This window comes from Liquorilactobacillus satsumensis (genome assembly GCF_964065465.1).
Taxonomy (GTDB): domain Bacteria; phylum Bacillota; class Bacilli; order Lactobacillales; family Lactobacillaceae; genus Liquorilactobacillus; species Liquorilactobacillus satsumensis.
In genome coordinates this window covers 1,441,775-1,454,377 of sequence record NZ_OZ061606.1, presented here as the reverse complement: position 1 = coordinate 1,454,377, position 12,603 = coordinate 1,441,775, and the positions used below count along the sequence as shown (strand labels likewise).

The 12,603-nt window shown below is 40.6% G+C and carries 9 protein-coding genes; 1 reads left to right on the top strand and 8 read right to left on the bottom strand.

What is annotated here, in order from left to right; genetic code table 11:
• Positions 1-40 precede the first annotated feature (40 nt).
• Entirely contained in the window at positions 41-1,021 is a 981-nt protein-coding gene (locus tag AB3Y88_RS06655) for a polyprenyl synthetase family protein (RefSeq protein WP_228889890.1), read from the top strand.
• 63 nt (positions 1,022-1,084) lie between these two features.
• Here AB3Y88_RS06655 and cydC read toward each other — a convergent pair whose 3' ends face one another.
• From cydC to AB3Y88_RS06615, 8 genes are all read right to left on the bottom strand, one after another.
• The gene (gene cydC / locus AB3Y88_RS06650; RefSeq protein ID WP_228889887.1) at positions 1,085-2,830 is read right to left on the bottom strand and encodes a thiol reductant ABC exporter subunit CydC; all 1,746 of its coding nucleotides are present in this window, start codon (positions 2,828-2,830) and stop codon (positions 1,085-1,087) included.
• A gap of 1 nt (position 2,831) precedes the next feature.
• Positions 2,832-4,547, bottom strand: a complete 1,716-nt coding sequence (cydD, locus tag AB3Y88_RS06645) for a thiol reductant ABC exporter subunit CydD (protein WP_056959555.1) — start codon at positions 4,545-4,547, stop codon at positions 2,832-2,834.
• Positions 4,544-5,563 carry a cytochrome d ubiquinol oxidase subunit II gene (gene cydB, locus AB3Y88_RS06640; protein WP_228889884.1) on the bottom strand — a complete coding sequence of 340 codons (1,020 nt, stop codon included), beginning with the start codon at positions 5,561-5,563 and terminating at the stop codon, positions 4,544-4,546. The genes cydD and cydB overlap by 4 nt, the downstream gene beginning before the upstream one ends.
• Entirely contained in the window at positions 5,563-6,981 is a 1,419-nt protein-coding gene (locus AB3Y88_RS06635; protein ID WP_056959551.1) for a cytochrome ubiquinol oxidase subunit I, read from the bottom strand. Before AB3Y88_RS06635 ends, cydB begins: the two co-directional genes overlap by 1 nt.
• Before the next feature lie 322 nt (positions 6,982-7,303).
• A complete protein-coding gene (locus AB3Y88_RS06630; RefSeq protein WP_056959549.1) occupies positions 7,304-8,386 on the bottom strand; it encodes an Ldh family oxidoreductase in 1,083 nt (360 codons plus the stop codon).
• A 330-nt stretch (positions 8,387-8,716) separates the two neighbouring features.
• Complete coding sequence (locus AB3Y88_RS06625) at positions 8,717-9,700, bottom strand: AEC family transporter (RefSeq protein WP_056959547.1); 984 nt, start codon at positions 9,698-9,700, stop codon at positions 8,717-8,719.
• Positions 9,701-9,704: 4 nt separating this feature from the next.
• Complete coding sequence (locus AB3Y88_RS06620) at positions 9,705-11,375, bottom strand: malolactic enzyme (protein WP_056959587.1); 1,671 nt, start codon at positions 11,373-11,375, stop codon at positions 9,705-9,707.
• A gap of 556 nt (positions 11,376-11,931) precedes the next feature.
• Positions 11,932-12,462, bottom strand: coding sequence for a topology modulation protein (locus AB3Y88_RS06615; protein WP_228889881.1), 531 nt, complete (start codon positions 12,460-12,462; stop codon positions 11,932-11,934).
• Between the last annotated feature and the right edge of the window lie 141 nt (positions 12,463-12,603).

The following is a 12,603-nucleotide window of genomic DNA, read 5'->3' as shown; positions in this document are numbered from 1 at the left end:
GAACATATTATGCTCAATGGTTACCAGAAAGGAATTTAGTATGCTAGAGATATGGAAACATTATCCAACGATCGTCCCCAAACTTCAAGCAGTAACTCATTTAATTGACGCCCGCCTGCATAGCGATAATGACAATCTACAAGCTTTATTAGCCGCATGCGCTAGCGACCAAGGAAAAATGCTACGTCCAGGCTTATTCTTTCTATTTGCCGGCTTAGGGGACATCCAGCACCAAGATGAAGCTCATCTTATCAAAGTAGCAGCGACGCTTGAATTATTACATAAAGCAACTTTAATTCACGATGACATTATTGATGATTCCCCCTTGCGACACGGTGAAATCACAATCCAGTCAAAATATGGCAAAGATGTTGCCGTCTATGCTGGCGACCTGCTTTTTACCGTCTTTTTTGAGCTCTTGATTGAAACTATGAACGGTTCCACTCTAATGCAGCGTAACGCCGCAGCAATGAAAAAACTACTGCTAGGTGAACTTGGACAAATGAATACACGTTACTCGCGCACCCAAACAATCACAGACTACCTGAAGAATATTAATGGCAAAACTGCAGAACTTTTCAGCCTAGCTTGCCTTGAAGGTGCCCACTTTGGAAAGGCCGCTCCAAAAGTACAACAACTAGCGGCACAAATCGGTGAAAATATCGGAATTGCTTTTCAAATTTTTGATGACATTCTTGATTACACCTCAACGGCAGGTACTCTCAAAAAACCGGTCCTTGAAGATCTCGCAGAAGGCGTCTATACTTCACCGCTGCTTTTTGCTTACGCCGAACATCCTGATAGTTTTGAACCACTACTCCAAAAAGAAGAAAAGATTACGACTTCTGAGGTCAAACAGGTTGGACAACTCGTGCGTAAATACGGCGGTACTAAATCAGCCGTGAAATTAGCACGTACTTATACTGAAAGAGCCAGCGCTTTAATTGCTGAACTTCCTGTTTCACCCGCCCGCACACAAATCGAAAAAATCACCTCCGCTTTGCTTAAACGTAAATTTTAGAGAGTGTAAATTAGAAGCTGAACTGCGCAGCATAATTATTTCTGCTAAAAAGTTACGGCTTTTTTAATGCAATACTCCGTGGTCAACTGCTAACAGTTTTTGATAATGCTGATTTGTACGTGCCAGTTCTTGCGGGGTACCGCTCATTTCCAAACAACCGTCCTCGATAAAGACAACTTTATCCATTAGTGAAAGGCCCTGTAAGTGGTGCGTAATCCAAATAATCGTCTTCCCTTTTAACTGTTTCATAAACGTCTCAATTAAACCTTGTTCTGTCACAGGATCAAGACTGACTGTCGGCTCATCTAAAATAATTAGAGGTACATCTTGTAACAATATTCTAGCAAGCGCAAGCCGATGCCGCTCACCTCCAGAAAAGCGCAACCCAGCCTCATCCACAATTGTTTCGAGTCCTTGTGGCAGCTGAGCAACTAATTTTTTTAGTCCCACTCGTTCAAGCACTGTCCACATCTCTGCTTCCGTAGCATCTTCGTCTCCCATCCGCAAATTATTACTGATTGTGGTATTGAACAGATAAGGCGCTTGATGAAGCACACCCACATACCGGCAAATTTTGTCGCCAAAATCTGCTGTCGCAACTCCATTTAAAGTTACACGCCCGTTAGTAGGTCTCAGATCTCCCCGCAAAAGCCTTGCCAATGTACTTTTCCCTGAACCGCTGCGGCCAAGAATCGCGATATGTTCACCATTTTGAATGGTCAGATCAAGCTCATTTAGTACCAGATTTTGCGAATCTTCGTAATGAAAAGCCACATGGGTGATTTTAAGCTGAAAAGGTGCACTTAAAGCTGGCACCGCAGGCTTTTCGACAAGCTTTTCAGTTGGTAAGGAATTCAAGCGCACCAATGAGTCTTGATAAACATTCGTCTCCTGTGCAGCAGCTCCTAAAGGCGCAAAGGCATCAATTAACGGAAAGACTGATAATACAAAAGCAGCAATCCAATTAGCAGCTCCGCCATGATTGCCCGGAAAGGCTGCACTGGTCCAACAAACCAAAACCACCGTTAAAACCCCAAATAACAATTGCACCAAAAAGTCGCGTTTATGATCATTATTCCTGATTGCTTGCTTAACTTGCTGCAACTCATTTTGTGCAGGTGCATGCAATTGATTATATGCTGATCCTCTTTGACTAAAGATCCAATCTGAAACTCCTAGCACATTATCAGTTAATTCAGCATAGAGTTTGTTGCGTAAAAATTTTTGTCTTTCTTGTCTGGCACCATTAGCAACAACAGCTGTCAGTGGAAAAACAAAAACCAAAATTCCCAACAATAAAAGCATGACTAACGCGAACCAAACAGAAAAATAGCCTAATCCTAGAATAATAAAGAAGTACAGGCTCCATGCAATTACAGTCGGAAAAACAGTTTGGAGATACAAATTTTGCAGATGCGCAATGTCTTCTGAAAGTAAGCCTAAGATATCCCCTGTTTGGTACTTGCTTTTGAAGAACACAGCATCCTTTTCGATTACTTGATAGAGCTTTAGTCTTAATTCAGAGGTCAACTTTAAGACCCAATTATGGCTTGTCAACCGCTCCAAGTAGCGAAAAACAGGCCTACCAATACCAAAAGCCCGTGTCAGTACAATTGGGACGTAAACCAACAAAATATTTTCAGGATGCGATGCCGACCGACTGATTAGATAACCAGAATTAAACATCAGCGCTCCACCGCAAAAAAAGGTAAAAAAGCCAAGAACTAAAGCCAAAACTAATGATTTGCGATATTTACCCAAAAAAGGCCTAACCCATGTATCTTCTTTGAAAAGTTTAAATATCTTCATCTCAAATCCTCCTCAAAGAACGACTCAAACGTACAAACGCACCATTTTTTCGTTGCAAATCAGCTAAAGTTCCCATCTCAGCTACTTTGCCATCTTCCATTACAATTATTTGGTCCATTTGCTGCATCCAGTGCAATCGATGCGTTGCAAAAAAGACAAGGTGATCCTCCATCAACGGCAACATTCTTTCCTTCAGTTCAATCTCTGTTTCAATATCCAAGTGGGCTGTGGGTTCATCAAATAACAGTACTTTGCGTGTCTGATCAAGGAAAATACGTGCCAATGCTATTCGCTGGCTTTGACCACCGCTCAGTTCTCTAGCACCTTCGCCAATAACAGTCTCTAACCCTTCAGGCAATTGTGCAACCAGTTGTGAAAGTCCAACAACCTTAAGTGCCTGTCCAATTTGTGTTGGGGTTGCTTCAGGATTGTAAAATGCGATATTTTCCCGCAGCGTTGCTTTAAAAATGTAAGGATTCTGCGGTAAATAAAGCAACTGCTTTTGCCACTCCCGTTGAGCAAAGGAATTTGTCTGATGTCCTCCAAAAGAAACCTGTCCCTTTTGCGGTTGCAAAAAGCCACTCAGCACATTAATCAATGTTGATTTTCCGGAACCACTCAACCCGATAATGCCAACTTTTTGATAGCCAACTGTGTCTAGCGAAATTGCTGCCAAAGCCGGCTGCCCCTTTTCATAAGCAAAATTTGCTTCTTTGAGTTCCAAGCGGCTGGTCGGTTGCCACTGCTCAATACTGATTTGCTTAATTTGCGGCTCTGTAATTGTCAGAATTTTTTGGAGTGCACTCAAAGCATTTTTCCCGTCCAAAGTGGCATGATAGTCCCCAGAAAAGTCCCGGATTGGCAAAAAATATTCCGGACTGAGAATTAGTACGGTCAAAGCTGGAAAAAGTGAAATTTGACCATTTAAAAGTCTGAGTCCCAACAAAACTGCAACGACCGCAATTGAAAGTGTCGTAAAAAAATCCAAAGCAAAGGTCGATAAAATTGCAATTTTAAGTGTATTAATGGTTGCTTTGCGAAAACGTTCACTAGTTTTAAAAATACTGCGCGCATAGCGTTTGCTAAGCCCAAAAAATTTCAAAGTATCAATCCCACGCAAAGAGTCTACAAAATGATTAGCAAGCATCTGATATGTTTTGTACTGCCGATCAGCTTTGGCTTGTGCTGCATATCCTAGCACAACCATAAAAACAATAATCAAGGGGAAAATTGCTAACAAAAAAGCACCTGATTTCCAGTCAAAATACCAAACTGCAAGCAGAATCAACCATGGAACAACCATTAGACCGATTACCTTTGCCAAAATCAAGTGGAAATAGTTTTCTACCTGATCCATGCCTTCAAGTGCCATAGTAGTCACATTGCCTGTCCCGTTGGTTTGAACGATCTGTGGACCGACGCGAAAAATTTTGCCTAATAATCTTTTACGCAACCATGCAGCCTGTTTAGCAGCAAAAGCATCGAGTAATTTATCCCGGCCGTAAACCATGAAGTGGCGTAAGCCGAAACACAGCAAAAACAGGATGATCCATCCTGTCTGTGTGCCCAACTTCCCGCCATTCCATAATCCAACAATCGTTTTTGCTAAAAAATACGCCTGTCCAACAATTGCAAGCCCTTGTACAAAAGCCAGGCCTGTCAAAATTCCAAGTATTTTTTTGATCCCGGGCAAAGAAAGTAATTGCTTATCAATCAATACTTGTTCTCCAGTGCTGAAGTGTGTTTGATCCGCTTCCTAAAGATGTAATATGTCCAAGCGATATATGCAAGTACAAACGGTAAAAATGAAAGCGCGATGTAAGTCATAATCTTAAGTGTATATGGACTTGAGGAAGCAGTTGTAATCAATAGATCGTATTTAGCACTTACAGAACTGATCATTACCCGGGGAAAGAGACCAGTAAATAAAAGTGCCACTAATGCAATGAAAGTCCCACCGCTAGCAAGAAATGCGCCTAGCTCGTGACCTTTGAATACCGCAATATTAGCACATAATGTCAAAACAACAATTAGTAATACAAAAATTACTGAAGTCGTTAGGTGCCGTGCAAAAAAGTCTGTTTTGAAGTAAAGCAATGCTGCAAATGCCAGCAAGCCAACATAAAAAATTCCATATAAAAACTTCGCATAATTCTTAGCTCTTTGCCGCACGGGTCCAGTTGTTTTTAAAGCAATGTAGTTCAGTCCATGCAGGTAACTCATTAGGGTTAAGGCAACTCCTCCAACCAAAGAGAAAAGATTAAAGTAATCGCCAAACCTAGCCCGCATATCCCCACTAGCATCTATGGGCATCCCTTGAATCAAACTGATGAACATGATTCCAAAAAAGAAAGGTACCAGCAGACTGCCAAGCGAAAGTGCCCAGTTCCACAATTGTTTCTGCCCTTCAGGCACCTTGCTTCTAAATTCAAAAGAGACCCCCCGTATAATCAGGCCAGCCAATATAATGAATAAAATGAGATAGTATCCACTAAAAAGAGTTGAGTACCAGAATGGATAGGAGGCAAACATCGCACCTCCTGCAGTGATCAACCAGACTTCGTTTCCATCCCATACTGGCCCAATCGTCGCAACTAACTGATCCTTTTCTTTTTCATTGTGTGCAAGAGTCTGGATAGACATTCCAACTCCAAAGTCAAAACCCTCCAGAAAGAAAAAACCTGAAAAAAGTACTCCGATTAAAACAAACCATAGAACTTGCAAAGTACTCATTATTCAAACGCCCCCTTATCAAAAGGATCAACCTGCTGATCCTTTTTTTCCTGTTCACTGAGTGATTCATCGTGATCAGGTCCCTTACGCATTTCTCGTACGATTAACGAAACCATTGTAATCGCAAGTCCCGTAAAGAGCAGGAAGTAAATAATGTTTGACGTCAGCAAAGAGGCAACTGAAACATTCGGCGAAACACTCTGTTTAATTGTGAATAAGCCATAGACTGTCCATGGATAGCGGCCTAACTCTGTTACCAACCAACCCGCAGTATTCGCCAAAAAAGGGGCAAACGTACACAATCCTAGCACCCACAACATCCAGCGTTGTTTATACAATAGTTGTTTCTTCTTTCGTGCAAGGATTAGTCCTAGCAAGGAGACTAACAACATCAAGGTGCCAAAACCAGCCATGATTCTAAAGCTCCAAAAAACAGCATTGACCGGCGGATAATAATTACGTGCACCATACTTCTTCACTAACTGTTTGTTAACGCTATTTAAGCCTTGGACGGCACCAGATGGCTTGTCGTATGCCAGAATACTCAGTACATAAGGAAGATCAACTCCCCAGATACGTTTGTGCTGATTTTCATTAGCCCAAGCGATCAATGTCCACGCTGCTGGATCACCAGTATCCTTATAAAGACCTTCAGTAGCTGCAAATTTCATCGGCTGTTCACGGACAAGTGCCTTCATCTGCAGATCACCAGCTGTCAAAACTGCGATAGAACCGAAGAGTGTCACCACCAATCCGATTTTCAATGACTTTTTGTAAAAGGCTGGACTCTCAACTTTTTTCTTCAACAATCTAAAAGCCGCCAAGCCGGCGACAACTGCTCCGCCCGTGACAATTGCTCCGGCAATCACATGGCTAAATTCATACCATAGTTGCGGATTCGTCAACAAGGCTTTAAAATCTGTCATCACAGCATGCCCATTTTTAATGGAATATCCCACTGGATGCTGCATAAAACTATTAGCCGCTAAAATCCACAATGCCGAAATCATTGATGCAAATGTCACTAGCCAAATGAAAACAGCATGCAATTTTGGATTAACCATGTCCCAAGTAAAGATCCACAGACCTAAGAAAGTTGATTCCATAAAAAAAGCTAATAAAGCTTCCAAAGCAAGCGGGGCACCAAAAATATCCCCCACAAACCTTGAGTAATCCGACCAGTTCATCCCAAATTGGAATTCTTGAATAATACCAGTTACAACTCCGACTGCAAAGCTCAGCAAAAAGATATTTCCCCAAAACTTGGTCATTTTGAGGTATTCTTTTTTCTTAGTCACAATGTATGCTGTCTCCATAATTGCAACGACGAGTGCCAATCCGATGGAGAATGGGACAAAGAAAAAGTGGTAAATCGTTGTCATTGCAAATTGAAAGCGAGCTAATGAAACGATACTCATGTAAAACTCCCCCTTAGTTATTTAAAGTTACTTTTCAACTCGCATTCAAGCAAGAAAATTTAAAACGTATTCAATTCAAATATACTACTATAGCGCTTAAAATCAATTAACCCGACTGCAAAACATTGTAGAAAACCTAATTTCTAGTCTTTTTTTTACCTGATTTTAATAAAAATCATCCCAGAACATTACTGAGTAACAGCACATCTTTGTTAGCGCTAACAAAAAATAAAAATAGCTGTTCTTTCGCCATGCAACCATGCACTGTCAGGCAGAAAAAATCGGCTATTTAGAACTTATTTATAAAAATCCAACACGTTGCTTATTTAAATTTCGGGACTGTTATTTCCAATTCTTGTGCAATTTCTTTTATCTCAGCAGCACTTTTTTCGTCAAGTAAAACTCCTTGTTGAAGATTTTCATGGTAGTTTTTGTATTCACGATCCCCTGGAATCATAATTTGCGTTCCAGGAGTATGCTCTAGTCCGCGAATGCGGGTAAACATTGCAGTCGCATTCGTGGCAAACGTTTCTAAATCACCAAAAACAGCTGGATCAAGTGTCAAGAAAAACTGGCTAAAATCGTGTTCACCCGTGTTGGTATCAGCCGAGATTGAACCTTGAGCAAGAATTCCAGTCAGAAGTTCAATTATCAGTGAGTTGCCAAAACCTTTGTAATTGGAATTCTTTTCAGAGTTGCCTCCAAGCGTCAGCACGCCGCCACCTGTTTGATGTTCCGTAAAGGCTACTTTGGCTAAAATATCTTCGGCAGCTTGTGCATCATGAATCACATTACGTTCACCATCAATCGCCCAATCCCCCGGAAGTGGTTTATTATTTTTGGCAAGTACCTGAATTTTACCGCCAGAAACTACTGAAGTTGCCCCATCAAAGACAAAAGGATGTGGACTTGCAGGGAAAGTAAAAGCAAAAGCATTTGACCCTAAAAATGCTTGGGTTGCATTAGTGGGGGCTACTAACGGACGTGTATTAGTGGTTGCAATCCCAATCAGGCCCTCTGCAACAGCCATCCGTGAATAATATCCTGCAGTTCCAAAATGATTAGAATTCCGAATAACTGCCATTGAAAGACCAACCTGTTTTGTCTTTTTAATTAAGTTTTTCATTGCAAACGCCGACGCAATTTGACCCATATTCTTGTTAGCATCGACGAGCAAACTAGTCGGTGTCTCCTTGAGCACCTTAACCTTATTTTGTGGTTGAATTGTTCCTTCTTTGATCATCCTGATATACCAGGCTAAACGTTGAATACCATGGGAAGCAATCCCTCTTAAATCAGCATCAACTAGTGTATCTGCCAATAAGGCACTGTCCTCATTGGAAAATGAATACGCGGTAAAAACTCCTTCTAAAAATTCTCTTTCTTCTGCTGAACTAATTCTCATCTTAGTTCTCCTTTCTATCAATTACTCCTTCAATTGTTAAGTTGACTTGCTCGTGAAGGGTTGCACGTACTATAAGCCCCGCTTTCCTGCCTTGTCAATCTCTTATTTCTTAGGTCTAAAAAAACGAGAGTGTGACATAAGTCGGGAAAATTTGAGTACTAACTCGAAATTACGAACATCGCGAGTACTTTGCGATGAGTAATTCGAAGTTAGACGGAGAATTTTGACTTATGGAACACGTTTATCCGGAATCAAAAAGGGACTGTGCCAAAAGTTAACTTTTGTCACAGCCCCGTTTCGAAGCATGTTCTTAAATAAATAATTTCTAATTTAGAAGTTCTGAATCAATACCATAATAACTGGCAAAACAATTGCAAAAAGGACGGTGGACGTTGTAACGACGTTAGTTGCATATTCAACATCGCCGTGACCTTCATTAGCTAAAATTGGCAAAACTGCTAAGCCTGGTGCCGAAGCCTGCACAATCAAAGTTTGAGCTTCTAAGCTGGGAATGTTGAAACCGCGGTGCATCCCCACAAGAATCAGCATTGCAATCAAAGCTGGTGCGATCACAAAGCGACCAATCAGTGCAAAAATTGTATCTTTGTCGAAGCGAATCGAGGATAGCCCTGCATTGCAAAGTACAATCCCGATGTAAATCAAGGAAAGTGGTGTAACCAAACTGCCTACATAGGTCAAAGCATTAATCAAAAAAGCCAACCAACTGACCTGCATTACATGGAAAGGCAGGAATAAGAAGACCAGTGCTACTAAGAAACCAACTAATGGTGGCGGCAAAAGTTTCTTCCAATTAAAGGTACTCTTACCACTTTGAGCCCCAGTCTTAGTGGGATCATCCCATGACATCAGGAATGCTCCGAGTGTCCAAGTTGAAACTGTATTAACAACATAATACATCAGAAAATATGCCATGGCCTTATCACCAAACAAAGCCAAGTTTAACGGCAGTCCAATAAAGATGGTATTTGCGTTCACAAACATATTGATGAATGTGCCCCGGCGTCCAGGACGAACTTTCAGCAATTTGACAAGGATGAAAGCCACAATATAGCCTAAGCAGACTCCGCCAAAACCAAACACTAACCCAGAAGACAGTCCTAATAGTTTGCTCAATGTAAGCCGCTTTAAAACACTCGTGAAAATCGATGCTGGTAAAGCAACCTTCATCAGCAATTTAGAAATAGTTCCACCAAAGTTGTCATCAAACCAACCTTGTTTACGCAAAATATAGCCTAAAGCGATAATCAAAACAATTGTTAAAATACTCTGAACCGAAGTAAATAATGCTGCCATGCTGTTATTCGCCCCTCTTTACAACTTTTACATCATCCGCCAGCGGGCTATATTCTGGTTCCCACTTAACTGCGTCGATTGCTTTTTTAACATCTTTAATTTCTGTTCGATTAAGTTTCTCAGCCACAGCTTCTTTAGCAGTCGCGAATGCAACTGTCTGGCTAAATTCACTCAACTTAGAAACTGGTGGTAAGACTGCTGCACCTGGTTGTGCAGGATCTACAATTCCACCTAAACTGTGAGCAGCTGCTGAAATCATTCCATCTGTCAGCAACCGCGCAGTCGCTGCAATTGTACCTAACCCTAATCCAGGGTAAACTAAGGCATTATTAGCCTGCCCAATCTCGTAGGAAACACCTTTATATTCAACTGGTTCTGCTGGAATCCCAGTAGCTACCAGTGCTTGACCATCTGTCCACCGAATCAAATCTTCAGCCTTAGCCTCTGCTAATTTCGTAGGATTTGACAATGGGAAAATAATTGGACGTGCAGTTGCAGAAGCCATTTCTTTTACAATGCTTTCAGTAAAGGTTCCTGGAACTGTGGATGTTCCTACTAAAATTGTAGGATGAACAGCCTTAACTGCAGCTTCAAGGCTGGTTAACTCATCAGCATTAGCAAACTCACTGCGTTTACGTGCGAAAGGCTTTTGTTCTGGTGTCAGGTCGTCCATGTCATCGAATAAAAGACCTTGTTTGTCGACAAGATAGAAGTGTTTTTTAGCTTCTTCTGGTGACATCCCCTGCTGCACAAATTCCTCACAAATGCGGCTTGCAATTCCAGCGCCGGCAGTTCCAGCACCAAAACTCATATAAACCTGATCAGCAATTTTTTCATGCGAGATGTTCAATGCACCTAAGATTCCGGCAAGCACAATAATCCCAGTTCCTTGGATATCATCATTAAAGACCGTAACTTTTTCCTTATAACGGTTCAAAATAGTAGCAGCATTACTGCGTCCGAAGTCTTCAAAATGCAGATAAAGATCTGGGAATAATTTTTCGGCAGTGTCAACAAATTGATCTACAAAATGATGATATTGTTCGCCATAAATGCGTTCATGACGCACACCAAGATAAAGATCATCTTTTAATAATTCTTGATTGTTTGTCCCTGCATCTAAAACAACCGGCAATACTTGGCTGGGGTCAATTCCAGCGGCTGCGGTATAAACCATTAATTTACCGACAGCAATATCCACGCCTTGCGTTCCCCAATCGCCAATTCCTAAAATGCCTTCTCCGTCTGTCACAACGATCAAACGAATATCGCGACCATCAGCACTTTGTTTTAGGGCCTCTTCAATATGTTCAGGTTCATCGATTGACAAATAGGTGGCATTTTGTGGATTAGTGAATAATGCACTGTAATTTTCAATTGTATCTGCAATCGTAGGATCATAAACAATCGGCATAAATTCATAAACATGCTGTGAAAACAGTTTGTAAAAAAGCACGTGATTCTCATTGAAAATTTCCATTAAGAAAATGCGTTTTTCTAAAGCTGTTGCTTTACGTTGGTACTGTGCGTAAGCTTGTTTAGCCTGTTGCTCCAATGTTTGTACAGCAGGTGGCAAAATCCCGTTCAGACCATACTGATCTCTTTCTGCATGCGTGAAAGCAGTCCCCTTATTCAAGAATGGGTTATGCAATAATTGTTCCGGTGTATATTCCATCATTATCTCTCCTCCTAGTTTATGTTTACTCCGCTACTTTATGCCAAGAGGGATTTTATAGTCAAACCGGTAAATTGTAATAAACAAAACTTATAAATAGTGCTTAGGCCTTGATAAAATGGTAATTTTAGATTTCAATATTTTAAAGTTAGCAAATAAAAGGACTTAAAATTCAGCAAATATCCCTATTTATATGCTTATAAATGCTGTTTTTCTCAAAAATAACTAACAATCTCGTGGTTTTGAGTGTAGCATCTCTAAAAAAAATTATTGTAGGTTTATAGCAGCCACTTATTCTGGTAAAACAACCTCTTCATCAAAGAAAATGTTAGGGTCATTCAGACTATAATACTTTTCGCATGCTTATGACTTGTTTCTAATCTCCTCGTTAATTAACCTAGCTATAAAATTTTTTAATTTCAACGTGACATTCAATTACCAATTCTGCAATCTTTAAGTTGTCATTTTAACTCCCTTATGCCCTTGCCTTCTCCAAGTCCACTTAATTCTCATATATGGTATTTTTACACCCCAGAAAATTTTGAAAATCTGCTAGTTATCGTAGTCTTTTTAACCTTAGAAGGCGTTCTTGTAATTGATCCTTTGCTCTTTGACTTTTAACAATCAGTACTACACTGTGTTTTTGGCGCTTTTCTTGCACCAACTGCTCTGTTTGGTGCTCATCATAGGAATATACAAAACGCAAAAAATCCCAATACTCGCGGTTGAAATGTTCGCTAAACTGACTTGGCATCTCTGTTCTACTCTTTTTATCATAGTGAAATTTTAAAGACCGTTTAATAACCCGCCATAAAGCAGTCAGGCGCCCCACTTTCAACCAAATAATAAAATCTGCTTCCGCCAGCCGCAAGGGGAGCGTGTCATAATAGTTACCCTCAATAATCCAATTTTTTTGTTGCATAAAGCGTCGTTGCTGCTCACTAAACCAGCCCTTAGCAGCTGCAGAATAATCAGTGCTATGCCATAGGCTATCGAGATGCAAAAGCGGATAGTTCATCTTTTGGTTTATCTTTTTAGCAAGTGTCGACTTCCCACTGCCACAATTACCAATAATAATAATGTGCATCTTGCTCACCTCTTACTTAAATCATGTCCAGTATAACTTTCAGCAGATATAATTCATTTTTAATGTAAATAAAAAGAGCAGATTTCTCCGCTCAAAAAACAAATTTTTCGTTTTTACACCTGCAGCATAACCTACCCAAAT